The sequence below is a fragment of the Spirosoma areae genome, assembly GCF_054781775.1.
The window spans coordinates 471,209-497,240 of sequence record NZ_BAAGTT010000027.1 but is presented as its reverse complement, the minus strand read 5'-3'; the positions used below and the strand labels follow the sequence as shown (position 1 = coordinate 497,240).

At 46.9% G+C, this 26,032-nt stretch carries 27 protein-coding genes and 1 pseudogene; 17 read left to right on the top strand and 11 right to left on the bottom strand.

From position 1 onward, the window contains the following. Positions 1-1,438 precede the first annotated feature (1,438 nt). Together ACYVI1_RS16205 and ACYVI1_RS16200 are read right to left on the bottom strand one after the other, a co-directional pair. Positions 1,439-1,723, bottom strand: a pseudogene (locus tag ACYVI1_RS16205) (sigma factor-like helix-turn-helix DNA-binding protein); the annotation flags it as partial. A 120-nt stretch (positions 1,724-1,843) separates the two neighbouring features. Next, positions 1,844-1,990, bottom strand: coding sequence for a hypothetical protein (locus ACYVI1_RS16200; protein WP_460911673.1), 147 nt, complete (start codon positions 1,988-1,990; stop codon positions 1,844-1,846). A 229-nt stretch (positions 1,991-2,219) separates the two neighbouring features. Between ACYVI1_RS16200 and ACYVI1_RS16195 the strand changes: the two genes are divergently transcribed. Then, a complete protein-coding gene (locus ACYVI1_RS16195) occupies positions 2,220-2,405 on the top strand; it encodes a hypothetical protein (protein ID WP_460911672.1) in 186 nt (61 codons plus the stop codon). 72 nt (positions 2,406-2,477) lie between these two features. Beyond that, positions 2,478-2,798 (top strand): hypothetical protein, encoded by a 321-nt coding sequence (locus ACYVI1_RS16190; RefSeq protein ID WP_460911670.1) that lies wholly within the window; start codon positions 2,478-2,480, stop codon positions 2,796-2,798. Between the two features lie 90 nt (positions 2,799-2,888). Here the strand turns inward: ACYVI1_RS16190 and ACYVI1_RS16185 are convergent, their stop codons facing one another. Beyond that, positions 2,889-3,023 carry a hypothetical protein gene (locus tag ACYVI1_RS16185; protein WP_460911669.1) on the bottom strand — a complete coding sequence of 45 codons (135 nt, stop codon included), beginning with the start codon at positions 3,021-3,023 and terminating at the stop codon, positions 2,889-2,891. Between the two features lie 66 nt (positions 3,024-3,089). Continuing rightward, positions 3,090-5,117 carry a tetratricopeptide repeat-containing sensor histidine kinase gene (locus tag ACYVI1_RS16180; RefSeq protein WP_460911668.1) on the bottom strand — a complete coding sequence of 676 codons (2,028 nt, stop codon included), beginning with the start codon at positions 5,115-5,117 and terminating at the stop codon, positions 3,090-3,092. 545 nt (positions 5,118-5,662) lie between these two features. On the opposite strand from ACYVI1_RS16180, the gene ACYVI1_RS16175 reads away from it, so the two are divergent. The 3 genes from ACYVI1_RS16175 to ACYVI1_RS16165 all read left to right on the top strand — a co-directional run bounded on the left by ACYVI1_RS16175 (position 5,663) and on the right by ACYVI1_RS16165 (position 6,445). Then, complete coding sequence (locus tag ACYVI1_RS16175; protein ID WP_460911667.1) at positions 5,663-5,866, top strand: IS3 family transposase; 204 nt, start codon at positions 5,663-5,665, stop codon at positions 5,864-5,866. Positions 5,867-5,936: 70 nt separating this feature from the next. Beyond that, on the top strand, positions 5,937-6,215 hold the full coding sequence (locus tag ACYVI1_RS16170; protein WP_460911764.1) for a DDE-type integrase/transposase/recombinase: 279 nt from the start codon (positions 5,937-5,939) through the stop codon (positions 6,213-6,215). 44 nt (positions 6,216-6,259) lie between these two features. Next, positions 6,260-6,445: a hypothetical protein gene (locus ACYVI1_RS16165; RefSeq protein ID WP_460911666.1), complete on the top strand. Its 186-nt coding sequence runs from the start codon at positions 6,260-6,262 to the stop codon at positions 6,443-6,445. 197 nt (positions 6,446-6,642) lie between these two features. Here the strand turns inward: ACYVI1_RS16165 and ACYVI1_RS16160 are convergent, their stop codons facing one another. Continuing rightward, positions 6,643-6,987: a hypothetical protein gene (locus tag ACYVI1_RS16160; protein WP_460911665.1), complete on the bottom strand. Its 345-nt coding sequence runs from the start codon at positions 6,985-6,987 to the stop codon at positions 6,643-6,645. Positions 6,988-7,447: 460 nt separating this feature from the next. Here ACYVI1_RS16160 and ACYVI1_RS16155 point away from each other — a divergent pair, with 460 nt between their 5' ends. Further along, a complete protein-coding gene (locus ACYVI1_RS16155) occupies positions 7,448-7,615 on the top strand; it encodes a transposase (protein WP_460911664.1) in 168 nt (55 codons plus the stop codon). 57 nt (positions 7,616-7,672) lie between these two features. Further along, the gene (locus ACYVI1_RS16150; RefSeq protein WP_460911663.1) at positions 7,673-8,497 is read left to right on the top strand and encodes a sensor histidine kinase; all 825 of its coding nucleotides are present in this window, start codon (positions 7,673-7,675) and stop codon (positions 8,495-8,497) included. 152 nt (positions 8,498-8,649) lie between these two features. Here the strand turns inward: ACYVI1_RS16150 and ACYVI1_RS16145 are convergent, their stop codons facing one another. Together ACYVI1_RS16145 and ACYVI1_RS16140 are read right to left on the bottom strand one after the other, a co-directional pair. Further along, positions 8,650-8,997: a hypothetical protein gene (locus tag ACYVI1_RS16145; protein ID WP_460911662.1), complete on the bottom strand. Its 348-nt coding sequence runs from the start codon at positions 8,995-8,997 to the stop codon at positions 8,650-8,652. A 470-nt stretch (positions 8,998-9,467) separates the two neighbouring features. Further along, a complete protein-coding gene (locus ACYVI1_RS16140) occupies positions 9,468-9,956 on the bottom strand; it encodes a hypothetical protein (RefSeq protein WP_460911661.1) in 489 nt (162 codons plus the stop codon). Between the two features lie 224 nt (positions 9,957-10,180). On the opposite strand from ACYVI1_RS16140, the gene ACYVI1_RS16135 reads away from it, so the two are divergent. Then, a complete protein-coding gene (locus ACYVI1_RS16135; protein ID WP_460911659.1) occupies positions 10,181-10,429 on the top strand; it encodes a hypothetical protein in 249 nt (82 codons plus the stop codon). 54 nt (positions 10,430-10,483) lie between these two features. Here ACYVI1_RS16135 and ACYVI1_RS16130 read toward each other — a convergent pair whose 3' ends face one another. Beyond that, positions 10,484-10,786 (bottom strand): hypothetical protein, encoded by a 303-nt coding sequence (locus ACYVI1_RS16130; RefSeq protein WP_460911658.1) that lies wholly within the window; start codon positions 10,784-10,786, stop codon positions 10,484-10,486. Between the two features lie 1,087 nt (positions 10,787-11,873). Here ACYVI1_RS16130 and ACYVI1_RS16125 point away from each other — a divergent pair. The 5 genes from ACYVI1_RS16125 (at position 11,874) to ACYVI1_RS16105 (ending at position 16,108) form a co-directional block, all read left to right on the top strand. Then, the gene (locus ACYVI1_RS16125) at positions 11,874-11,996 is read left to right on the top strand and encodes a hypothetical protein (protein WP_460911657.1); all 123 of its coding nucleotides are present in this window, start codon (positions 11,874-11,876) and stop codon (positions 11,994-11,996) included. A 252-nt stretch (positions 11,997-12,248) separates the two neighbouring features. Next, positions 12,249-13,589, top strand: a complete 1,341-nt coding sequence (locus ACYVI1_RS16120) for a serine/threonine protein kinase (protein WP_460911656.1) — start codon at positions 12,249-12,251, stop codon at positions 13,587-13,589. Between the two features lie 447 nt (positions 13,590-14,036). After that, a complete protein-coding gene (locus tag ACYVI1_RS16115) occupies positions 14,037-14,231 on the top strand; it encodes a hypothetical protein (protein ID WP_460911655.1) in 195 nt (64 codons plus the stop codon). Between the two features lie 300 nt (positions 14,232-14,531). After that, entirely contained in the window at positions 14,532-14,699 is a 168-nt protein-coding gene (locus ACYVI1_RS16110) for a hypothetical protein (RefSeq protein ID WP_460911653.1), read from the top strand. Positions 14,700-14,923: 224 nt separating this feature from the next. Next, positions 14,924-16,108, top strand: coding sequence for a M48 family metalloprotease (locus tag ACYVI1_RS16105; RefSeq protein ID WP_460911652.1), 1,185 nt, complete (start codon positions 14,924-14,926; stop codon positions 16,106-16,108). Between the two features lie 1,275 nt (positions 16,109-17,383). Here ACYVI1_RS16105 and ACYVI1_RS16100 read toward each other — a convergent pair. After that, positions 17,384-17,647 (bottom strand): hypothetical protein, encoded by a 264-nt coding sequence (locus ACYVI1_RS16100; protein ID WP_460911651.1) that lies wholly within the window; start codon positions 17,645-17,647, stop codon positions 17,384-17,386. A 414-nt stretch (positions 17,648-18,061) separates the two neighbouring features. Continuing rightward, positions 18,062-18,265 carry a hypothetical protein gene (locus ACYVI1_RS16095; RefSeq protein ID WP_460911649.1) on the bottom strand — a complete coding sequence of 68 codons (204 nt, stop codon included), beginning with the start codon at positions 18,263-18,265 and terminating at the stop codon, positions 18,062-18,064. 1,461 nt (positions 18,266-19,726) lie between these two features. Here ACYVI1_RS16095 and ACYVI1_RS16090 point away from each other — a divergent pair. Beyond that, complete coding sequence (locus ACYVI1_RS16090) at positions 19,727-20,875, top strand: hypothetical protein (RefSeq protein ID WP_460911648.1); 1,149 nt, start codon at positions 19,727-19,729, stop codon at positions 20,873-20,875. A 1,342-nt stretch (positions 20,876-22,217) separates the two neighbouring features. Here ACYVI1_RS16090 and ACYVI1_RS16085 read toward each other — a convergent pair. Continuing rightward, complete coding sequence (locus tag ACYVI1_RS16085; protein WP_460911647.1) at positions 22,218-23,723, bottom strand: peptide MFS transporter; 1,506 nt, start codon at positions 23,721-23,723, stop codon at positions 22,218-22,220. A 149-nt stretch (positions 23,724-23,872) separates the two neighbouring features. Between ACYVI1_RS16085 and ACYVI1_RS16080 the strand changes: the two genes are divergently transcribed. From ACYVI1_RS16080 to ACYVI1_RS16070, 3 genes are all read left to right on the top strand, one after another. Further along, complete coding sequence (locus ACYVI1_RS16080; protein WP_460911646.1) at positions 23,873-24,577, top strand: peptidoglycan DD-metalloendopeptidase family protein; 705 nt, start codon at positions 23,873-23,875, stop codon at positions 24,575-24,577. 116 nt (positions 24,578-24,693) lie between these two features. Next, the gene (locus tag ACYVI1_RS16075) at positions 24,694-25,194 is read left to right on the top strand and encodes a GbsR/MarR family transcriptional regulator (RefSeq protein WP_460911645.1); all 501 of its coding nucleotides are present in this window, start codon (positions 24,694-24,696) and stop codon (positions 25,192-25,194) included. Positions 25,195-25,246: 52 nt separating this feature from the next. After that, the gene (locus tag ACYVI1_RS16070) at positions 25,247-26,011 is read left to right on the top strand and encodes a thiol-disulfide oxidoreductase DCC family protein (RefSeq protein WP_460911644.1); all 765 of its coding nucleotides are present in this window, start codon (positions 25,247-25,249) and stop codon (positions 26,009-26,011) included. Positions 26,012-26,032 lie beyond the last annotated feature (21 nt).

The following is a 26,032-nucleotide window of genomic DNA, read 5'->3' as shown; positions in this document are numbered from 1 at the left end:
GTAGACTCACAACGCCCGGCTGCTGGTAGGCAGAACCGGGCGTTGTGTCATTTTAGCGTACGATTATACTATTCCTTATTTTTGGCAAAATGTTACTTCATCTAATTTGCCCAATGGCAGAATGTAAATACTTTCGGCTCGCTGTAAAAGAGTCGCTATTGGTCGGGATGGTGATTGCCCTGGTGCTGACCACTACGCTGGTATATTTGTTTGGGGAGATATGAAACAGGCTCAACAAAAGTGCTGATAAGTAAACTGGTAGGTTAATGTTAAACAGGAAAGCCGGTTGTCTGACCGGTTTCGTGGTATTTGTGATTATGTTGATGCTCACATTTTGGTAAAAGTAATTACTTTTTAACAAACATTTCAAGTTCTATCTATACATAAATTTAAGATTTATTTTATGGTATATATTTGTAAATCAACTAATTGACCTGTAAAATTATTACTTAACTTTCAGAAAACAAACCAAGTAATAAGTACATAAGACTTGATAAAAATAATGTACTTTTCCATAAAATTATTTCTGTCTTTTGAAGATAATTAGGAATGTTTTCGCCTAATAGCGCATTAAATACGCTGCTTTTTATTAATACACATTTTTAATTCCTAATATCTTTTTCGTAGACGCCTTATTGAACCTACCCAACTTATTATATTAACTTTGCTTATGGCAACCAACAAGCAGCGTGAATTGATCTTTAATAAGTGTGGGGGCAGATGTGCATACTGCGCTGTGAATTAGAAAAAGGTTGGCATATTGATGAGTTGGAACCCATTCAGTGTAACAAAAAGTGGGACCAAAAAAAGCGTAAATGGGTATATGATGGCACCTGCAAACATTCCGACCGGCTTCATGTTAATAATAAATCACCCGCTTGTGCCAGTTGCGACATCAACAAGCATAGCATGTCGCTTGAGGAGTTCAGAACCTTGATTGGTGGCTTTCTCAACTCGCTCAACCGGGATTCAACCCAGAACAAAATAGCTAAGCGGTACGGGTTTGTTGAGGAAGTTGAAAAGCCAGTTGTTTTATTGCGAAACATTCAATAATGATGGCTCCTCAGGCATACAACAGCCTGCCGAATTGGAAGACCATTACCGTTTGAAAACCACAATATCTATATTGCCCTTCTACTAAATCGAAACGTCATGTTTATTGAAGTCACTGTGCTTGATGGTAGTCAGCTAAAAGACATTCTTATCAACACAGCTAACATCGCTGAAGTGAGGCCCCATTCTACAGATAGGTCGCAAATCAGAATGAATGATGGACGGCTCTATGAAATCCGAAACTCCTATGCTTCCATTAAGCAAATGGTTTACCAGGAGCCGCATTAACTAAAACCGATGTCCAACCCGACCCGCACCCAGCAGTCGGGCTTTTTTAGATAGTGACATTAGTATGCTCGCAGACACCACATTTTAAAAGGGCTACTTACAAAGTGGCGAGTTGATTGTGTAGCTGTTGAATCTTCTCCCGACTCCGCTTAAGCCGCATCTTGATGGCACTGGCTTTAAGGGCATATAATTGGGCAATTTCATCAATACTTTTACTGTCCTCATATTTTAATCGTAATAAGGCCTGCTCCTTTTTTGATAGCATGTTCATCGCTTGCATAACCAACTGAAGCGTCTCCTCATGTAAAGGAGTATCCTGCCCGTCAGCTACGTCGTGATGACCGATAGTGTCGATGGGTGTGGTTGGCAGTCGCTTGTTGGCTCGAAGCTGATCTGTGCAATAATTATAGGAGACCGAATAGAGCCAGGTTGAAAAACTTGACCGTTCCTAAAAAGCGGGCAACTTATCGAATACTTTCAGGAAGATGTCGTGAGTATAATCCTAGGCTTTTTCGGAATCCTTCGTCATGGATAGGCAACGTCGATAGACTTTGCTCACATAGCGGTTGTAAAGCGTCTCAAAGCACTGATTGGGATGACTCGGCAAGATTTGACGAATCGTCTCTTCATCCGTTAACGAAGTAGGCATAGTTGATGTAACTAATAAACGAACGCGAAGTTCCGGGTTTAGAGATATACTCAATTAGGTTATACTTTAGATGTATAGACACGAAACTTGTAACAATAAATATACTAAACGGTACATAAGGCATCACAGAAATTAGATATAAAAAAGCCCGATTCATCCTTGAACCGGGCTTTTTTATGCAGTGGCCAACCGGCTGGTTCGAGTCTAAAGCATAATGAAGAGATAGTTTATGCCGCCCTCTATCACTGTCTTTTTTGAGTTAACGCCCATCAATGTGTTTACGGCCGTTGCCGAGCGGCTGGGGCTTAAGAACGGTCAGCAACTGCACAGTCAGGAGGAGTTGCTGACCGTCGTGACCGAAAACGCCACGCACTTTGCCCTGCTGGCCAGAGAGAATCTACGGAGGTTTAACTAAAGCCGTTTGGTTCGGCGTATCCGGCGAGCCTTCGTTGGAGAGAAAAAACCAGCTTTTTTTGTAGGTTTGGCCATGGAAAACCCCAGCCCCAGTCTGTTACCCCTTTTTATCTGGCAGTCGACGACGACGCCCCCACCCGCGTTTATGGCCGAAGGCATCCGCTTAAGTTTGGTGCTTTTGCACCCTGGATACGGCATTCGCTCAGGGTACTACGATTACGATGAGTCCAGATACTACATCAGCGTGGCCTACTACCGCAGCAATGATGCTGATTCCGAGGATGAGGTTATTCTGGAAGAAGCCGTTAATTCGAACTTAGGCAGTGAGATGCAGGCCGATGAGCAGTCCACGCACTGGATGATTGTTCAATTGCCTGTTGTTATTGAAGGATGACAACGTTGGGCTTTATCCTTGCCGTTGCTCTGAACTGAAATCCAACAAATCAACCCTCGAACGAGTTAGGGTGGCGTAGTATAGTAAACGTTAAGTTGCCAAAATCTGGCTCTTCCCTGAGTGCCGGATTTTTTTGCTCCACCCACCCCAGGCCCGGTTCGCCCGACCCGCAAGGGAATCAGCCGGGGTTGTGGGTCGGCCCTCATCAGTGAGTATGTAGCCCATGTTTGCAGGCCTGGATTCGTAGCGAGTTCGGGCTTTTTTGGTTTAAATATTTACATAATTGACTAATCAGCCTGCTATGGTGCTGCCTTTAGGCGCTGGCAACTGGATGGTAAACTTGGTGGCTTCGCCTTCCTGACTTTGCACCAGCAGCGAACCGCCATGCCCTTTGGTGATGATGTCGTAGCTCAGCGAGAGTCCCAGCCCCGTCCCCTCGCCCGTGGGCTTCGTCGTGAAAAAGGGCTGGAAAATCTTGGCCTTCACGGATTCAGGAATGCCGGTGCCATTGTCCCAGACCCGAATGACTATCTGGCCTGCTTCTCGTTGTGTGCTGACCCTAATGGTGGGTTGATACGTATCCTGACCGTCTCGCTGGAGACGTTCTTGTACTGCGTAGAAGGCGTTATTGTACAAGTTGAGCAGTACACGGCCTATCTCCTGCGGCACCACTTCCACCTGGCTCATCTCAGCGTCAAAGTCGGTAACTATTTCACACTGGAAAAATTTGTCTTTTGCTCGCTGTCCCTGATAAGACAATCGCAGGTATTCGTCCGCCAGCGCATTCAAGTTGGTCGGCTGGCGTTCGCCGGTCGTCGTTCGGCTATGTTCGACCATGCCTTTGACAATGCGGCTGGCCCGACCCCCATGATGGATAATCTTTTGGAGATTGCCGCTAAGGTCGTCGGCGATAGCCACTACTTCATTTGTATTCCCTGCCAAGGCCTCATCTTTTAATTCCGCAATCAGTTCCATACTCACTTCCGAGAAGTTGTTGACGAAGTTGAGCGGATTCTGAATCTCATGGGCGATACCCGCCGTCAATTCGCCCAAACTAGCCATTTTCTCACGCTGAATGAGCTGGCTTTGAGTGGCTTTGAGTTCGGACAGGGCGTTCTCAGCTTTGCTTCGCTGAAGGTCGATTTCTTCTTTTTGCCAGTTTAGCAGCGTATTGGCTTTCTGCTTTTGCTGATTGTTACGCCACAGCACATAGGCCAACAGTAATAACACCCCTAAACCGGCCAGCAGGATGTAAAACCGAATTTTATTTTGGTAGTCTTTCTGGGCCGCTACTGATTCCTGTTGGCGCCGTTGTTCGTCCAGAGTGAGCAGTTGGAGTTGTTGAAATTTTTTAGGCCCATACAAACTGTCATTAGCAATTCTGGCGATTTCCTGATACTTGAAGGCCGTATCCCGGTTGTTCTTTGCTTTGTAAATTTGTACCAATAAATTGCTGACATTCAGTATTCTTAACCGGTAATCTTGTTGTCGACTACTGATTAAGGCTAGATGGGCGTATTTCAGGCTGGAGTCGGATTGATTGGTCTTCTCGAACAAGTCGGCCATGTAAAATTGAGCGGTAGACCGGCTTTGGAGATCGTTACCGGGGTAGGACAGACGCAAGGCTTCCCGATAATATTGCAAGGCCTTCTGGCTGTCGCCCGCCTGGGCCTCCAGACGCCCAAAGTTATTCAAGGCCCAAAGCTTAATCGAAAAGGCAAATCCATCCGGTCGATACCTGACAAATTGGTACGCCTGCTGATTGACAAGTCGAGCGGAGTCTGGTAGATTCAAGCTCAGGTAACTACTGGCCATGTTGACCAACTCTCGGGCAATTCCTATTTTGTTTGAAATGGATTCGTCAACGTTTTTGGCCTGCTGATAATAATGGATCGCCTGTCGGTACTCCCCCAAATCATAGTAAGTGAGTCCGATTCTGTTTAATGTTTCTGCCTCTTCTTTTTCATGATGCCCGGTTCTGGCAATGCTGAGGGCCTTGAATGCATAGTTTAAGGATTGGGGTAACTCCCCATGATTCCGCATCGATGCACCAATTGAAGATAACGCCAGGATTTCGCCTTTGCCAAAGTTCAGCCTTTGAGCCAGTTGGAGGGCCTCCTGGGCCAGTTTGAGGCTGGAATCGGGCGAGAAGGTGCGGTAGTTATTCGCCAGTCTATACAGTAGCAACACGCGGCTGGTATCCTGAGGGGTGTGAGCCAACACGCGGTTAAGGCTGTCAATTCGGGTTCTGGTATTCTGACTGATACATACACCCATCGTTGCTGCCCACAGCAGGTGGGTAACGTATATTCTTTTCATAATCAGATGCTGTGCAGAGTGATGACAAACTCGGTTAACTTTCCTTTCTGGCTCTCCGCGCTGAGCATACCGCCGTGTCCTTTAATGATGATGTTATAGGGCAACCCAATACCTTCTCCAATGGGTTTAGTGATGAAAAAGGGCTGGAATAGTACGTTAATTAACGGCTTTTATGGATAGCATCAAGAGCCGGTCAACAAATAAAATTGTAGTGGACAAGGAATTAGGAGAGCGAGTGTAAAAACAACATTCCAATTAGGACAAAAGGGGAAAAGTTGAATGGATTTGAAAAGAAATCGGGAAGAACAGGCATTGGGCATCCGTGAAGCACTCATTTATAAATGGAAACAATGGACAAAAGGGGAAGAGAAACACCTTCTTTCGAGTCAAGCTTCTAATGTAGCGCATGAGAATCACCGGCTACTACAACGGATTAGCCAACTGGAAGTGGAGCGGGCGATCTTAAAAAAAGCGTTAAGCATTGTCAGCCAACAGACCTAAGGCAATGGTATGAGCTGGTTAAAAGCCTGGCTGACGAATTTAAGGTGGAGACACTGTGCCTGGTGTTGGAAGTTAGTCGTACGGCTTATTATCGGTACCTGCGGGGTGAAAGCTACCAACTAACCCCTCAACAAGCTGAGCATCAACAACTAGTGGAGCAGGTCTTTCGTAAGCACAAACGACGCTACGGCAGTCGACGCATTACGGCTGAGCTGCAAGAAAAGGGTCATTTATTGGGTCGTCATTGAGTACGAGTGCTGATGAAAACAGTTGGTTTACAAGCCATTCAGCCGCACCGGCGGCCCGGCTAAATCATTTGTGCCCCGAACGACGGATAGCACGCATAGAAGAGGCTATTGGCCGAACTTATTACTAGATCAGCCTCTGCCCAAGGCTCCCAATTTGGTCTGGGTCAGCGACATCACGTATCTACCTTTAATCAATGGCGATTTGGCCTACTTAGATACTTGGATGGATCTGTTTTCACGTAGAATAGTAGGCTGGCAAGTAGGAGAAACGATGGAAGATGAACTGGTTATGTTTTATGAAGGGTCAGATTTGAAATCGCAGCCTTACCCCCTATCTTGCCCACTGTAAACTAACCTCTATCTGTACCAATGGAAGAATCAACTCAAGCCTTAATGGAACTACTTATGGCCAATAACGCCCATTTACGGGTTCTCCAGCAATTGGAGGTCGAGCGGATTGTTAGAGAAACAGGAGAGCCAATTGAGCAAATCAGCGAACGGGTTCAACATTTAGCCGAGCGAACCCTGATGCAGGTGAGAAAGGAAATCTTCGAAAGGCACTCTCAGTTCCGTCCCTAACTACTCTTTCTTACACTCAATACCGCTCGCTACTGGCTAAGTTAATCTGAACAGCGTTTTCAGTGGAAGAATACAACCGCATTCGGCGCTTAAAGTAGACTATAAAACCTCGCTGCTACTGCCGCAACCTAACCGAGTAAGCCGCAGGTCGTAAAGCCCTACCCGCAACGGTGGGACCTACTTATAGGAACCACCTGTTACTCGCCTTCACTAGTAGCAGTATCGGCTCGAAGTAACCGCTCAATTTCCACCGCTCGGGCTTGTAGCCGGGATAGTGTTGAGCCCCTTTCACCAATGGAGGCTGAGCTATCCCCTGCTGTTGGCGAAAAGTAAATTAAATCCGCTTCACTCTCGCCGTGAGCCAGGTTGTAGGCATTGACCTGTGCTTGGGTTTGAGGGTTGGGATAGACCGGCAGCTCATCGGCAAAGACTTTGATGGTTGTATAAAGGGTGGTTATGGTTTCATTCTCACTGGTTGGCTCGAGTTGGAGAAACTCCCTGATTGCCTGGTATAGATCTTGCTTAACGGCTTGGTTGTCCATGAATTTGCTTGATAAAGGAGCTAACTCCGTAGGGTTAACGCAAAACACCGCATCATGGTTATGACCAATCCATTTAGGATATGCAGGCGCAAAAACATCTTTTTATTTTTTGCTGCTTCTTAGCCCTCTAACCGAATCAACCGAAAACGGCATATCGGCAATGTGTAGATTTTCTTTTGGGCAAAGCCGCCGATTTAAAGAGAAAAAAATAGGCAATTATATACTTGACGACCCCATTGGAAATAAGTCTACGGATTTAAATTTAATTAATAGATACGAACACGCCCTTACCAAACCTTCTCCAAAAGACAATCAGCATTGCCCATTTTTCGGGTGAATAAGGGCCGGACAGCGGCACAAAATCTATGCAGTAATTCATGTGATGAACGATTAAGGATAGTTTCAACTATTTGATAATCAGCTATTTATTGCTATCTTAGAATCATAATAGAACGGCATTATGGCAGATTCATATACACCCAAATTTAAGTCTTTAGTCGAACTAAACGACTACTTTTCTGACGAATATACCTGTAAACAACACCTTGCCAATATCCGCTGGAAAGGAACGCCCGTTTGTCCCCGGTGTGGTTGCGTGAGGAGACTACAAATGTGCCGGATGCCGTAAGAAGTTTAGCGTTCGCTTAGGAACCATTTTTGAAGATAGTCCATTACCCCTGCGTAAGTGGTTTGTTGCTGTCTACCTGCTGAACTCGAGGAACGGGTTGTTGAACGTACCAATCAGTTGCAGCAGGCCAACACCCAGTTGGGCCAGTTGAATCAAGAGTTAATGCGTAGTAATGCCAATCTGCAACAGTTTGTCTTCATCGCCAGCCATGATTTACAGGAACCTCTACGCAAGATTCAATCCTTTGGTGATCTGCTAAAAGCCCAGTACGCCGACCAGTTGGGAACCGGCGTTGACTTTGTGGATCGGATGCAGTCTGCGGCTAATCGGATGTCCGCTCTGATCCGGGATCTGCTAATATACTCCCGCCTAAGCCACCAACCAGAAGCCAATACGCTCGTATCATTAGCCGAGGTGCTGCACTCGGTGTTAACCGATTTGGACTTGCGTATCCAGGAAAGTAGGGCTGTCGTCGAAATTGAAGCGATGCCCACCATCCCAGGCGATGCCTCCCAGATGGGTCAGTTGTTTCAGAACTTAGTGAGTAATGCTCTAAAGTTTTGCTTACCTGGCCAACCCCCTAAGATTCGGATATCGGCTGAGCGTGTGGCCGCTTCAGACTTACCGCCGTCGGTCAGGCCCACTCAATGGGTAGAGACTTATCATCGGATTGATGTGTCGGATAATGGAATTGGCTTTGAGCCTATGTATGTAGACCGCATCTTTGCGCTCTTTCAGCGCCTCCATGGCAAGCAGGTGTACCCAGGCACCGAAATTGGTTTAGCCATCTGCGAAAAAGTAGTTACCAATCATGGGGAAGCTATTCAAGCCAGTAGTCAGCCAGGATTAGGGGCCACCTTTGGCGCGTACCTACCGGTTTAAATCGGTTTTAGCCACCGATAAAGACCTTTCTTTTTTGAAACCGCGTTACCTTTTCAGGATTGTTCCGTCTTAGGCATACGGGTTGGTAACGGATTACCCATTGATACCTTTCGCCAAACTACACCTTCCGCAACTTGGTCATAAGCGTATCGCTAGTTGCGAAATCCAAGCCAACTCAGAAATCGTCGCCCGATTGAATCCGGTGCGGCTTTTTGTGGAATGTCGGGTAGGTTTATCTCATCCGGCGTTGCCTGTTTGAGTGCCTCCAGCAGCGAAGCCGTTGAAAGTTGCTGGCAGATATAGTTCCTGTCGGATGAGCTAAGGACAGCTTCACCAAGCAGGCGACGCGGCACATGAATGTTCTTCACCCCGACCGGCGTTTGCACCAGCACCCGATAATCCAGGTCGGCCATTAGTTGGTAAAAGATGTACTGCGCTCCACCCACCTTGGTAAACAGGTGTTCCATGCGCTCCCGGTCATTCTTAAACGGCGGATTCATGGTAGCCCTTATTTTTCATTACATTAATCACTGGTCTGATAACATACTACAGCCCATGCGCTAAAAAAAGTGTTGACCACGCCCCGCCGTTGGCTTCCTCCTACGGACTAAGTAGAGGGCTTTTAGTCTGGCATAGGAGGGCTACCGATGCCTCCGCACGACCGAATGGGGTGACGGGCGAATCTTTGGCATCAAATATGCGCTACCGGGGAGTGTACTCAATAGCCAAACCGTAGGGGCCGTCCCCGTAGCGATGAATAAGTATGACTATTTACTCTGCTTACCTGTTGGTATAGGTTTTTTCTATCTTGGGTTCACCCACCACCGCTATAGCTATTTTCTGGCGGGTCTGCTGTTTTGGCTTGCCGCTTATATACGCAGCAGGCGTCCAAAGTATTGAGCCAGGTAATAGGATTATGCAGCCTGGCATGGCCTGCTCACCAAATCGGCTCGATGAACAGAGAACCGACTTATTGGCGCCCAAGATAGGTCTTAGCGCCCTTTCGGTTGTAGTAGTACCGTTCCCCACCAGGACCCGTATAGATTGCTGCCCCCGGCGTAGGGGTGCTATACCGGGTAGATACCGGTGGCTTGCGGGCTGTAGAGAGGTCCCTATAAGCGGAATGCTGGTTAATGGACCGGGAGAAGAGGCTATCCCCAGGTATTGGTGTATCGGTTTGTCCTTGAACAGGCAACAGGCTGGGGTTACGAAGGAACCCCACCGTGCCTTTTCGTTCCACTGCCTGCCAGCCCCGTAGCTGGCCTGGTGCCCGTACAGTACGGATGGTATCTCCCGGCGAAAGGGGTATCAAACGCTGGCTGGTCGAGTCGGGCTTTTCGTACCAATCGGTAGGCTTTAGCGCCACATAGTAAGGGCGGCTTACCTGCTCCTGGCCGGGCCGGAGTTTGGGCGAACACGACCCCCCAAGCAGTAACAGCAGCAGTAGTCGTTTCTTCATAGGAGATTTCCAGCACAAAAGATGCCAATTCGCGGTTTGTCCGGTTATCTTTTATTGAGCGGTCGAAAGGCAATCCCTCTGCCCGTCAGGACGTTAGCTGCCAGGGCGTTAAGCGCTATGTTGTCAGCCGCCCAATTGGTCAACTAACGGAGGGTCATAAAAAGCCCTAACTTGGTCAGGGCAATCACTTCATGGTGTAACTTTAGTAAACTGACTACCCGCTGATGGAAAAACTACTCAGGCTCTACTACCGCTTTAAAGCCTTCTACAGCCTGTTGAGGGCCGATACGTACATTCTGATAATCACCAATCCCGATGAGCCTAACGCTCATCGGACCAGTATACGGACCAGCATTGAGGACGATCGGGAATTGATTCAAGGGTTAGCCTCGGCAACCGCGCAACTGCATCTGGCCAGGCAAGCGGCTGAAACATTGACCAACGAATTAGGCATTAAAGGGTCTGAAGACTAAACGAAAAGGAACGCTCTGCCGACAACCGCATTCCTCGTATCGCATTACCTTCAATCACTGACCTAACGTAGATTTTTTCGCCATTAACTTCACAATTTCCTCCCAGTGATCTTGCAAAAACCAATGCAGTTGTATATTGGCTTCCTCGATTTTATTAAACTCCTCGAGTAGAACTTTAGGGGTTTTCCGATTGGCCCTTTCGAGCACAAATTTCAGGCCAAAGTAAACAGCCTCTAACTCGGTTTGACTAAACTCGTGGCCCCATTGACGGGGTAGTATACCGGGAAACACGACTTCTGTGGCCAGGAGCGTCTTTATGTATTCTTTCAGCAGATCGGTAGTGGTAGGATTGACCATTGACGGGGTGGTTTAAGCCTACAGCAACAGCCAAAATCTTGCCAATTACTCAGGAATGCAAAAAAAAGTAAACAGGGTGTCAGTTTTTAAGTAGTTATTAATCAAGAGATTATCATCTTATAAGCCACTCCACCTACCCCTCCACTGCTCAATCCCTGATTCTCCTAATCGTCTGTAGGTACGTCATCGAATCACGCTGGCCTGATTCTGCGCGGGGGGTGTATTGCGGGTTATTCGTCAATTTGGCTATAAATAAGGGGGATTGTGTGCCAATACCCCAGGCTAAACCAGCTATGGCTTTGCGGTTAATTGATTGAGATGAGTACGCCTTCCCTAAAGTTCATAATAAACACATAGAGCATTACCCACTAATTTAGTCAAATGGGTTCTTTAATGGCTAAAACGTCAATACACCAATTTAAAAACTACCGGTAGGTAATGCTTCATAAAAGAATTGATACAAGCTAGAAAACAATGGCAATAATCCTGCTTAGTGTTCAGTACGTACAATTTTTATGATATGGAGGGTTAGAAACGCTGATTCGAATGAGGTCAGCGTTTTTGTTGGCCCAATAGTTGCATAGGCTTTAGGACACATATATTCTTCATAGGTAGTATAGAAACGCTGGCATCGCTGAGGTCGGCGTTTTTTGCCGTCTACTCAATAAGTTACCGTTTGGCAAAACTATAAACTATTTTGTTGGCCCCTATATATGTCTGGGGTCTTAATAGATACTCAACCTACTTACTCGTCTCGTTAAAGTTGCCATTTTCTATAGCGCTAATCTGGCCCGATAGTTGCCTGAATGCCAACTGATTGAGGACTGGCACGCGTCAGTCTGAAAGCTTTACATTTATGGGTTTTCAGAAACGCTGGAACCGTTGGAGCCAGCGTTTTTTGTGTCTTGACACTAATCCCGAAGTTTGTTACTTATGCCAGCTTGCTGCGTCCTAAGTATGGTCTTTCTAAGAACCATAACCCATAAATGTGAAGAGGCCACTACGCGGATGCGTAGTGGTTTTATGTTCTACTTAAAATATATATAACAAAAGTATAATATAGTGGTTCTTGCGTTTTGAACTCGTTATGTTAGACACCATTGACCATTTGCCACCCAGTAGCATCGTGCAGGCCAAACCGGACTTGCGCCACCTGACCCCGTTTTTCTCCTCGATGGTGCGGGGCGACTTTTCCTCCCACGCTGAGTAACCATTCATCCCAGAAGATGCTTTGCGATTTCAGACGCGTAAGCCTTTTTTAGCCTTCTCTCATAGAACAATTTGCTCGTTTTTTTGTAGAGTCTGCACAGTATAGCTAAAATATGATTTAATAATGGGTACTTCTATCTACGCGTCTACCAGTCGATGATAAGGACGATCACTAATTGATTGGCCCTTTTCGGTCCGCTGCTGTACGCTCGGCCAGTGCTGCGATAATGATATCTTAAAACTATGATGCGCCATGCCAAATAGTAGTGTCAACTCAATTTTTGCAAATTATGAGATCTCAGAAGAACTGAGGCAGGGGCCTATTCGCGTTCTTAAAGCTCAGCACCAGCCTTCGGGCGATCTAGTAATTATTAAAGAGTATCCCTTAGTGGCTGATGCCGATACGCTGCGACGTTTTGAGCACGAGTCGCAGCGTATGGTTTTCATAGACCATCCCAACCTGGTTCGAGTGCGGGAGGTGCAGTTAAACGCGACGATGTCCTACACCTACATAGTCATGGACTTTGTGGAAGCAGCAGATTTATACAGTCTGCTTAAAGAGAACGGTTATTTAGATGTACTAACCACCATCCGGCTGGGATTACAGTTAACAGGAGCATTCCGGGCTATGCACTCCAAGCCTATAATTCATCGGGCTATTAATCCCAAAAATATATTATATCGCCGGTTATCCAGTGGGGAGTTACACTTCCTGCTGACCGACTTAGGTATTGCGAATGTCTGGATTGACAGTACTATACAAACCCAGAGTGAGGAGTCGCAAACGACCTATGAGTATACGGCTCCCGAGCAGTTCGACAATCCACTTCAGGTCGATGAAGCAGTTGATTATTATGCGCTGGGCGTAATATTGTACGAATGCCTCACGGGCAAAGTGCCCTTTGCCCTGCACAACGAAGTGGGACTATCCCAGTTTAGGCAGCAGGTATTGACCGCTCCACTACCCGTATTTACGACGCCAACTGGTCTGCCCTTACCGCCAAGTCTAGCTACGTTACTCATGTGCTTGCTGGCCCGTAATCCACAGGATCGGCTTCACAGTGTCGACCAACTGGAGTTACTGCTTGAGCAGAGTCGAGTTGAACAATTGAATGCAAGCTGGTCTACTCCAAACGTGCCACTGACCAAGATCGAATCCAACTCCGTTATGACAGTTTTGGATGGGGGCAAAGGGATTGATGAACCAGTGGATGGACTTCCGAAACCAACATTTAGCAGACTTCGGAAGTGGTGGGTTGAGATTTGTATTGTCTTAGCCGCAGGATTAGCCTTTAGCTTGTACAACCGCACAATGCCCCAACTACCGGGTGACTTAGATGTCGGTAAGGATTCAGTATCAGGAAAAATGCCTGAGCGTAACAAAGTCAACTCTAAATCAGCGGTCGTTAAGCCATTAATTAATAAAGAAGAGAATGAAAAAGAAATAAACATGGAGAAAAATGCGGAGATGGACACGATACATCCAGTCAAAGCCGAACCGGTGTATCAACCAAACCTGCCTGCCGATTCAAATGAAATTAATAGATCTGTCAGCGATTCTGTCATAGTCATTCCGCCAGATAGTACTTTTTAGGTGCATCTCAAAGTTGTTAAATACTGTCTAATAATCCCTATAGGGCCATTTTAACATTGTTTTGTAGCTCTGTTGGTAGAGCGCCAGAATTTGAATCTGGAGCTTTCAGACGGCCGGTCGCTGCCGCTCGTACCCTGACAGGACATTTATATTGCCGGATCGTACAGCGGTTCGTACGGCTGACGTTGACTCAGCGAACCTTGACGGTCCGCCGTTGCGGTTCGATTCCAGGTCCGGTAACTTTGTTGGTAGCTTAACGGCCTAAGCGTCGGTTCAAATCCGACCCAGCACCTAAAAAGTATATCTGTCACATTAAGCAGCTAAGTGGGGTGTAATAATCGGTTACACCCCCTTTCAGATTTATCCACTTAACAATGAAGTAGCCCAATAGACCATTCGCGCTTTCCTGTTTAGTGGATGCCACATGAATAAAGAGTACCCTTGACTATGATCCAACTTACTTATACGTCAATACCCGATACGTCCGATACCAACTATTGGCAATTAAAGTTGATGACGGGCAATGTCCGCAGCACAACGTTTGTGCCCCGCGATAAGGAACTTCACCAGCAGTTACGGGTGAAAGCCTGGGCTGTTATTCAAGCTTCACTGAGGAAGAGCAATCGAAAGGGAAACTACTAAGTGGGGTAGGCTCCTGTTAGAGAAGCTTTTGTTAGTCTGGTGGGTGAATAAAGCCTATAACCTTTGGCAAGAATGTTGCTTGACACTTACTGATACAAACGGACTTATTGACAAGTGGTGGTTTGAAAACGCTGATTCGGATAGGGTCAGCTTTTTTTGTGACCGCCTACTTAATAAGTTACCGACTAATCTAATTTGTCTATTTTGTTGGTCATATGAATTTATGGGTACTTAGTAGTTGCACAAAGTAAAGACTGGTTTCATCGAAGCCAGCCTTTTTTGTACCTAACCAGTTGACGTATGGAAAGCAATCAGGAGCTAAGGCAGTATTATGAACAGTCGTTTGCGCCGAATCAGTTGTCGGTGGGCTTTCGTCCGGTGTTTGAGCAATTGAGTGATGCTCAGAAAAAACTACTACGAAACTCATTGGGGTTTACCTGCTGGCGGCAAAAACTGACCGGCAATTAAACATCCTGGTGAGTGATGTCAGACTACGAATATTATGCCTCTGAGAAAGAGAGTAAGCAGTTGTTACAATCTACCAATTTATGCGTATGGCCTTAATAGTTAGTAATGTACTTAACGATTTGAATAAAATATGTTGAAATTAACATCCTTAAAGCCAATAATTTATTTCCAATATCTTACCTTGTAGAGCAAAACTGTAGTCATAAACTATAAACTTTCTGTGCATGAAAAATATCACACTTGTGACAAGCGTCGTGGCCATTTGTAGTATCCTGGTTACAGGCTGTAAAGAATCCATGATTGACAGTGGACTTACCCCAGGTAATTCATCAGCTACTCAATCAGCCCGACTCTCGGCTGACTTAGAAAACAAACTGGCCCAACTGTTCTCTTCCCTGCCTTTAGGCACTGGAAACAGCCTCCAGCAAAATCCAGATCTTTTGTTGAAGACTCACCCAGAGTATCGGGATCTGGTTCAACGAGTTGTGAATATAACACCGACAGCCTGTAATAGTAATACCGAGATTAACCAATGGTTGAGTGGGCAACTTACCGACTGGAATAGAACGCTTCGTACCTATGTTTCCAATACCGCTATGCTGGATTTGCCAACTTATGATGCCTTGGTTTTTGAAAATAGTTCAGCTAACCAGTACTTTGGCGTTAATGGCGAGTACACACATAGGTTAACCAAAACGTTCAAGGATTTACAACGTTTCTGGAACATTCAATCCAGTGATATGGTATTGGCGGCCATGCATGGAAGTATGCTGCGCGACAGAAGCAAGCTTCTTAGAACCTATACTGTCGTCTATGGGTTAAGCGCTGCCGATGCGGCCTTTTTTGCGGACTTCGTCTTAGCCTTGCTTGATGCATTCCCACAATTAAGACAGGGTAATCATCCAGTCTTTACCTTCAATGCTTTTGCTCTGCAAGGATTTAGCTTTCCGCTAGTAGGTAAAATCCCCGATAAGATTATTATGGGTGACGGTATTCTGGAAGGATTTACCGCTATCGGGTATGATGATGTCGCTCCCCAGGCCATACTAGCTCATGAGTTTGGCCACCAGATTCAATTTCAATTAGACTTATTCGAGGATGAAACCAGTCCCGAAGCTACCCGCCGAACTGAATTGATGGCGGATGCGTATTCGGCCTATTACCTGTCTCATGCCCGAGGAGCTTCTATGCAGTGGAAACGGGTTCAACAATTTTTTCAGGTATTTTTTAATATTGGTGATTGTGGCTTTACCAGTGATGGCCACCACGGAACGCCTACCCAACGATTGGCGGCTGCTCAGTGGGGGTATAGCGTTGCCAACAATGCCCAAAAACAAGGGCATATTCTGACTGCTCAGCAATTCACGGCACTTTTTGAAGCTCAATTACCTGAGCTTATCGCGCATTAACCCATCGCGCCTGACCGAGAGCTGTGTTGGTAAAGCCATCACTAGGCCCGAATTTGCGTTCGGGCCTAGTGATGGCTTTACCAACACAGCTCTCGGTCAGGGAACACATCGTATCCATAAGCAGTAGGGTTTTGCAGCCAAGCAGTACTACAATTTCCACTCGATTAAGGTAAAGGCGAAGATGGTTTAGTGTTTTACCATGCTGGTCAGCAGCTTTACCCGGCAACTACAGTGTGCGATACGGGGGCCATCCCCAGACAAAGCCCATACCATAATACCATAAGCTTCTTCAACTATCTTCACTGTTACCCGTGCTAAAAGGCGTTCGTGTGTTAGGTATTACGCCGTCAAGCTTGCAAGTTGTATCAACAACCTCACCAGGTAGGCAGTTAGCGTTAAACTTAGAATAGCGACAATCAATCAAAAAGTCTATAGTGACCACCCGGCAAAACCGGCAGAAGTAGTTTTACCGGGTAGTCACCCTACGCTTACTCAATAAAATCGTGTGCCTGAGCAGATGGGAGTAGCTTGCTATCGTCGCACGCTTTATCAGATAAGAAACCTATGGTCAGGTGAATAGTAGCTATTCTGGTTGAGGTCAACTGTACGTATATGTGGATAGGAACTATAATGCAATGCGGGCTGGCGAAACCGAACCCCCGATTATCCCCAAATTGCATAATGCGCGCTAAATAGTTACTACTATAAGTCAAAAAGCCCCTTCATGGAGGGGGCTTTTCTAATAAGCTCGATTACTAAAGCGTACCACCGTGACGCGGTCAGATTTGACCAAGTAGAGGCCTTCGTATCTATCTGGGCGGTTAGCAGTTGACAAGCGACTTGGTTGTGACCTGCTCATGGGACTCAAGTCCAAAGAATAGTCATCAGGGCCAAAACCAGATTACTGGGTAAGTGTCACAGGTTGGTTTTCATCCTGATCAACGATTTAACTCCTAACCCGGTGCAGGGTATTTAATCACTACTTAACGAATGATAGAAGGGGTATGAAGGATGTAGAAGCAAAAAATAGGATAATCAACATTTTATCGACGAAAAGCTTGACAGCTAACCAATTAAAGAGTCACCTTGCCATCCCTAACCCGCTGTTCAATCGCTTAATCAGTGCGTTAATTACAGAGCGCAGAATACGTTATACGGGCAGGGTGGGTGAGGAGAATATCTATGAACTGACCGAGTTGGGCAAGTTACCGTCTCAACCTGATTATTGAACAGGCCTCAAACAACCTTCAATATCCACCACACCTGATGGTCTGACTAAGCCTGCTCACCTGCGGCATTGGTGTAGTACTTCCAGACTGCAATAATCTGCGTCTGGGTGGTTATCCGGTTTACATCATCCGTACCTACGGGCAGAACGACAATCACCGTCCATAGTACAGCAGGCACCGTCAGTTCACCACTGGCTATTGGATTCGCCCTACTGTTATCACCTTTTCCGCCTTTACCCTTGCTCTGGCAATGATGTATAGCCCGTTGCCTGAGCACACCCCCTAACAGTATTCTTTCAGCCGTAGCCAAGCTGGCCGGTTATGTTGTGATGCCAAGTAGCTAACCAATCAAAAAATTATCCAGATTAGCCTTGGTTTACTCGCCATTCTCATACCATGCTAAAAGGCGGTCGCCCGTTGAATATTACTCTTTCAAGTCCGCAGGGCTTATCAACGACATGAGGAGGACAGTTAGCCACTTACTTACAGCATCAATTAAAAAAGCCTGTACTGACCACCCGGCAAAACCGGCAAAAAGGATTCTGCCGGTTTTGCCGGGTAGGTACCCTAAGCATTCTGGAAAAAAGTGCTACGATTCACTTACTTTATCCAAACAGCCAACAGGCAATGTTTGGTCAGGAATGAAATTACCTGTATGTCTCGAAGCAGGCCTTTTCCAGGCAACTGATAAATGACAGCCACACCAGTTGGCTATACCTGTCGATTAGTTATAGAAAATAGGTTGACCGGGAATCAGATAGGCGTTCGGGCTGGACTCAGAGGATTTGGCACCATCGGGATTTCCCATCGCCATATTATCGTCACGGGCGGGTAGGGCGTTAGCCGGAACGGGGACTGATGGCTGTTTACACTGGTCGAGCGCAACGACCACCAGAAGGCAAAAGCAGAGCCGGTAATACGATTTCATAGCCTAAAGATAAACGATGTAATTACCCTGTCGAAATCAGCCTTACTTAACTAATTCGCAGATTTTGAGCACTATTTGTACCTTTTAAAATACACTTTAAGCATACATAACTGATAGTGAGTTATTTAAATTTGTAGATTACTTTCTGCATTGGAAAGTAACCACACGTAGAGCCTGTTTAAATTTCTTCAAAAGTGAGCTTGGCGCCTTTACCCCCGCCCTAAAGGGAGTTGGCTGGCGCATCCGGAAGCATGCACTGGATTGATTTGTCAACCTGTCGGAATGGGTTTCCAGCCATCACGATAGGGAGTACGGTTGGCCTGATTCGCATTAAACGATTACATCAATCCGAGCGGTTGAGTTTCACTAATTGATACGAATACGTTGGTCTAATCAACATTTTGTGGTGCCATAGGGAGTCAGCAAAAACGACATAAAGTTTTGCCGGCTGTTTTTACTACGTTTAATAAATTAAATAGTATGCTTGTGATCACTTCAGTAACTTGCTGGTCAAGCATATTTGGTCAGCCATAAAACGTCTGATCAGATGAATTGTAACCATTTTGTCGAGACCTTACCGGCACGTGTCGCAGGAACTAAAAGGCGGCTGCGGGGCCTGCGAAATCGATTGCCCTATTAACCCAGTTTACAGAATGCCAAACTGGAAAGCCCGACGGCTGGTAGGTGTTCTGGTGTTGCCTACAGCAGAAGCAGGGCTACGGGACCACCTTCTGTGAAAAATACTGACCGGAACGATTTTGGCCCTATGCTTACAGTCTTGGTTTTTGATCGGTCTGCTGGTGGTAGAGAGGCTGATTCCGGGCGGAAAAACGTAAAAGAGCAGCCCGATATGTCAGACCAAAACAATCCTCGGCTACCAATTCGGGCCATGTTGCTGGCAGTTCTGGTGCTGGCCTTCATGCTGGCAATTGCCTGGGTATATATCTATGGAGAGGAATAAGACAAACAAGCAAATGTCTGAACGAAGCGACGATAATTCTCTCATTACAACCACGATCTTTCTGGTGCTGGTAGCCCTGGAGGCTTGCACCTAATCGGTAAAAGCCAGCGGTTTGTCGGCAACAAGTTGAAAGAACTCTAATCAAAGTTACCCCTATACATGACATGCTCGATTGGCAGGTTATTTCACGATTGAACAGCATTCTTCTCCATAAGGGCCATCACATCCGTCAGTTCTACAGGTCGAAAATTAATTCAGACTTAACAAATAGAGGTGATGAACCAGAAAGAGAACCCCAACCGAAAAAGAAAGTGACACAGCTTATATGAACTATTGGTCAGGCGAATGATTCTGGTAACAACTTGATAGTAGATCCAAGAAGAGTAGCTCTTAACGTACAGTTAGGTAACTAACAAATCAATATTGAATGCTATTTGTTGTTTATCCTCACAAAAAAGCAATATTTAGCCGAAATCAACTAACCCCTCAATCATACCCTAATGAAGAAAATTATCCTGACCCTATTGTGTTTAACTCCATTGGCTGGAGTACTTGCCCAGGATTTAGACTGGAATCTGTATCCTGATGGCAGCTTCGCTTATGTCTACACCAACATTGGTAACAAGCCCGTTTCGGCAACCGTCCTTGTGACGGGGGCTACCAGTGCATTCGCAGCCAGCGGTGACCCCTCCGGAATGGCTAATCCGTCCCGCTTACGGCTCGAAGCCGATTTTAAGCCCAACGAATGCGTGACCCTGACTATCACCTTTTCTCAACCGGTGGGGAACCTTAATTTCTATTTGGCCGATGTTGATCGGCAAACCGGAGCGCCGGGTAGTGACAGTAATTATCAGGATCAGGTAACGGTAACGGGCAAAAACGGGGCAGCCAACAAAAACCCCACCATTGGAGCCAGTTCCATCGCCAATGCCAACACCGTTTCAGGCAATACCATTACGGGTACAAACCCTGCTACCAACAATTTAAACTTAGTTACTTTTAGTGGCGATCTCAATCAGGTAAGTATTCAATATTGCAGTGGTAGTCAGGTCGCAGGCGACCCTGGTACCCAGCGTATTTTCCTTAGCGGTCTCAACTGGGACGACGCGCCGATGCCCGTGCGTCTGGTCTCCTTTAGCGGTCAGGTAGTAAAGGACCAGGTTGAGCTGGTCTGGGAAACGTCGCTTGAACAAAACAGTGATCGGTTTGAGGTTGAGCGTAGTGCAGATGCGCGTTCGTTCGAGCGGATTGGCAGCCTCCGTAGTGAAGGTTTCTCAACCAGCCGTCAGGTGTATACGTTCTCCGACGAAACACCTCAGCGGGGGATAAATTACTACCGTCTGCGGCAGGTTGACCAGGATGCCACCGTTGACTATTCGAAGGTTATTGCCGTTCGGTACGAACCTGGAGCGCTTTACCTAACCGCTTTTGCGCTTACCAACACGGAAGTGCTGGTGCGTACCAATGCTCCGGCACCTGAGTTCGCTGTTTATTCGGTGGGCGGGCAGCAAAAGCTTCGGCAAGTTGAGCAGCACACAGGCACTGAGTTTGTCCTGCACGTGACGCCCTCATCCAGCCCTCAGCTTCAGATTATCCGAATGCAAACGGGTACGCGTGTCTTTTCCCGGAAACTCCTGCCAGCGTTCTGACCGCTCCCGTAGGGATAGAATGAGGAACTTACCAGGCCTACTCTTTCCACATCGAGTTCGATTCGATATGGAAAGAGTAGGCCTGATGCCATCAGTGGCCAAGCTGTCCCCTTCTTTTTCTAAACACTCACGACCTGATCAGCTAAAAGTAACCCAATCCGTTAAACCTCATCCCTCATTGTTCATTAGGTTAAGGCCCTCCCCCGTCAGGCAGACGTATCCATCTGCTTAGTTGAAAGTCCGATTTGGGTGGTTAGTCGAGGCAGGCAACCGTTTACTACGTATAAATAGTTATATTTTGTAAACGATAGGTCTAAAAAGCAGTAGATTGGCGTGGATGTTGGTGCTTACTATAGGGTAAGCCTACCGTAATGACTATTCGCAAAAACTATCTTTTAATTGGCCCGTGGTCAATCCTGATTGCTATCGCCACCTTTTTGTTTTGTCTGACAAGTTGGTGGTTCTGGAATCTACTGGTGTAAGAAAGCAATCTCCTTACCACTCAGCCTATCTGGTTGGCTTTGTGCCCTTGCTGATCTCCCGGCAACCCCACTACCTCATCGGGTAGTAGGCTGATTTTCTGTGCGTTATTAGTGATTGACCAATATGGATTCTGATGGATTCTTCGATGCTATTGCCCTGCTTGTCAGCTACAATAGCCTCAACAGTGTCGATAGAAACGAAACTGGACGAGGACTACCATTAAGATTAATCGGGCTAATGTTATAGTAGTAGTGTTCCAGAGGAATCTTTTTTTATTTTTGAGTGTCAACGCATTAAGCGCACAAACTCCCTTGTGCAGTCAAGCTGGAAATCTTTATGAACCTCGAAACACTCATCAATTGGCGGGTGCTATTGCTGGCTATCACCTTTCTATCCGCTCATTTCTCCGTTTTGGCTTATTGGCTGAATAAACCTGGCGTGGCAAAAATTACACTGCTGCTATTCGGTCTGTTTATACTACTAACTCTTGCCTTTTTTTTGATAACTCCCATCCGGAAGAGTAACTAAGTCTATAAAACCAATCTACTTTATAAAACTTTTTTCGTGTCACTATCGTTATACTAATTGAACTAACTCCCTATCAGGTACATATGCGTAGAATCTACCTTGATCATCCAATTTACTGTTATGATTATTCGGAAGAATTCGCTTTTGCCCGGACCCTGGTCACTTATGCTTCTTGTTGCAGGTTCGCTTTTCCTGCTGGTTGTTGAATCGTTCCTCAAGTTTTTCTAACGAATTGAGCAAGGCGTTGTCGGCTAAACCATTAGCCGACAACGCCTTGCTCAATTCGTTATGTATGCCTGATTACGGATTATAGCTACGAAAGGCAGCAAACTTACTGCACCCCGCCCATCCACTTTTTCAGGGGTTTGGAAAAAAGCAGGAGAAGCAACCCTGAGCCTAAACCGAAATACGCTACACTCTGGAACAACTCAGGCATTTGCTGCACGTTATTTTCATCGAATCCACCGGCAAACAGACCGGCAATAAGATTGCCCAGCGACGTACCCACAAACCAGATGCCCATTAACTGGCTGGCATAGCGTTTTGGCGCCAGTTTGGTGAACGAACTCAATCCTACCGGACTCAGAAATAATTCGCCGAGGGTAAAGAACAGGTAGGTGAACGTTAAATAGAGGGCCGATGTGCGTACCCCTGTGAGGGCTATTCTTGACGCAATGACCATGATGACGTAGGCCAGACCAAGCAGAATTAACGCCGTCGCTAATTTGGCTGGCACCGAGTAATTCAGTTTCCGATTCGCCAGAAAAATCCACAACATGGCCAGCATAGGGGAAAAAAGAAGGATAAAGGCGGGATTGAAGTTCTGAAACCAGCTCGACGGCATTTGCCAGCCAAAAAATGTTAGATCGGTGTAGCGGTCGGCAAAGATTTGCAGCGAGGAGCCTTGCTGTTCATTTCCGGCCCAGAACAGAGCGGCAGCTATGAAAAAGACAAACAGCACTGCCACCCGTTTCTTCTCAACGGGCGTCAGGCCACCGGCCAGCAAAATATAGAGGAAGTAACTGATGGCGATTAAGGAGATGATGGTGCCCATTGCCTTCGCTAAGCCTAAGGCCGTTGTCAGATCCAGCACACCCGTTACCTGCAACACCACGAATAAACCAATTATGCCAACCAGGAAGCCAATCAGCGACTTGTTGCCAGCTGTAGTTCCGGTCGTTTCCGTTTTTTTGGTCGAATCCGCAGCCGGCTGATTGCCATACTCGCCGAGGTAACGCTGGCCAAACAATCGGAAGGTGACAATACCTAAACCCATACCTACCGCAGCCGCGCCAAACCCGTAATGCCAGCCCACTTTCTGGCCCAGATACCCCACAATGGTGATGCCCAGAAATGAACCCAGATTGATGCCCATGTAGAAAATCGAAAAGGCGGCATCCCGACGCGCCCCGCCCTCAGGGTATAGTTCACCCACAATTGTACTGATATTGGGTTTAAGCAGGCCCGTACCGAGCGCCACAACACACAGCCCCAGATAAAACAAGGTTGTTCCAGCCGGAAATGCCAGGATAATGTGGCCCAGCATGATAATAAGCCCACCATACCAAATAGATTTGCGCTGCCCCAGAATGTTGTCGGCAATCCAGCCGCCGGGCAGTGAAAGCAAATACACCGATGCCGTGTAAATGCCGTAGATGGCCGCTCCTTCGGCTTCACTTAGCCCCATTCCCCCCCGAACGTTGTCGAGCAGAAAAAGCAGCAGAATGGCCCGCATCCCGTAATAACTGAACCGCTCCCACATTTCGGTGAAAAACAGGACATAAAGGCCTGTTGGGTGGCCGCTTTTTGGAATGGGTTTCTCGAGAGTGACTTCCATGCAGGTAGGTAATGAGTCTGTTGACAAAATGCTATATCAGTCCGTTGTTACGCGGTCCGTCGTTACGGTAAATAACGGGCAAAATAGTGTTAAATATACCGCCATTGTCTAAAACTGACAACTAACTTGCCTGGCTAATTCAGGTTCCTATGCTTCTCGACTTCAATTTCAGGAAAGACTCTTACGTCGTGCTCAATTTTTCGGCCACAAACCCTGATCTCGCCGACCTCGACCTAACCGACACGGTCAGTTTTACAAACTACGTTTTTGGCAAACTGCGGGCTGCGGGCGTAAACGTCGGTGTGGGTGGCTACAACGAACACCGTATTATTTACCGGCGGAGCGAGCACTTCAACACGGCCCGGGAACCACGCGAGATTCACCTCGGCATTGATCTGTGGGCAGAGGCCGGAACACCCGTTTTTGCTCCCATAGACGGCATCGTCCACAGTTTTCAGGACAATACCCATTTTGGCGACTATGGTCCGACCATTATTCTGGAACATGATAACGCCACTGAAAAGCTGCGCGGCCGGGAAACATCTCGCGCGGCTTTCCAGGCGCGTTACTCGCTCTACGGCCATCTGACGCGCCAATCGCTAAATGGGTTGTATGAAGGAAAGCCCATTCAAGCAGGCGATAAACTGGGCGAAATTGGCCCCTATCCTGAAAATGGCGACTGGCCTCCGCACCTGCATTTTCAACTAATGACCGATATGCTCGGCCTAAAGGGCGACTTCCCCGGCGTTTGCTCCGTGAACGACCGGGCGAAGTTTCTGGCGATTTGCCCCAACCCGAACAGGCTGTTGGGCATTTCCGGACTACACTATAGGAACGGGGATGACACTGATTAAAACGGATTTTATCAATGCTGATCCGCTCAATCTGTTTAATCCGGGTTCCCATTATTTTCTCTTTAAATTGTTTCAAAATATTTTGAAACTACAAAAAGAATTAATTATCTTTGAGCATGACATTCGATGAAGCCAAAGCTAAGTTCATTCATACCTGGGGCACGCTTGCTACGCAGTGGGGCATCAATCGCTCGATGGCCCAACTTCATGCGCTCCTGCTGATTGCGCCCCATCCGCTCGCGACGGAGGACGTTATGGAACAGTTGCAGATTTCGCGGGGCAATGCCAGCATGAATCTGCGCGACCTGATGGACTGGGGCCTGATTTACAAACAATTGAAACCGGGCGAGCGACGGGAGTTTTTTATGGCAGAAAAAGACATCTGGAAAGTGGCCCGGCAAGTGGCAAAGGAACGCCGTCGGCGGGAAATTACGCCCGTTGCCGAGGTACTCAACGAACTCAAAAGCATCCCGACCGACACGCCCGAAGCCGAAGAATTTCAACGGATTATGGTAGGGCTAAGCAACGTGGTTGGTTTCGCCGATAATACCCTGAACGCCGTTATCAAGGCTGAAGAAAACTGGCTGATGGGCCAATTTTTAAAAGTTTTCCGCTAATTTTTTGCTTGTTATTTTCATTTATTTCTGAAAGTTTAAAAATTAATGAGTCATGAAAAAGCTGATTATTTATGACGAAAGCTGCCCAATGTGTCGTCTGTATACAAAAGGGATGGTTGCCGCCGACAGCAGCGGCTGTTTAAATCGACTTAGCAATAACCAGATAACGAATGACTTGCTAATTAACCAGATAGACAAAGAACGGGCACGACACGAAATACCAATGATTGATCTGGACGGGGGCGAAACGCTCTATGGGGTCGATACCTGGACCTATGCTCTGGGCCAGCATAATCCACAGGTTGAAAAGCTGTTGTCGGTCAACTGGCTGCGAGCTATCCTGCAAAAACTCTACGCCTTCATTTCCTACAACCGACGAATCATTGTCACGTCGGCTCCCGGTCGCTGGCAACTGCTGGACCTCCAGCCCGATTTCCGGCTAAGCTACCGGCTTGCATTCGTGCTGCTGGTGCTGGGTGTGGTTAGCAGTTTGCACTACGCCGTTGCTGGCTCGTTCGTATGGCCCGTATTTGGCTTGTTGGGCGGGCAACTTAGCTTAGTCAGTTTGTACCTGCGGCTAACAAAACAAACCCAGTTCCTCGAAACGCTACTTGATTATACGGGCCATCTGGCCATGAGTTTGCTCCTCGGTGGTATCGTGATGGCAACAGGACTGGCGTTGAACTGGCCTGCAAGCATTCTGATTGGTGGAACGCTGGCTATCAGTCAACACTTCATTCGGACATACCGGCTGGGACTGAACCCGTGGCTGAGCGCAAGTTTTACGCTGCTTTATTTACTGATCGTGTTATCCTGAAAATCAGGCGATACGAATCGG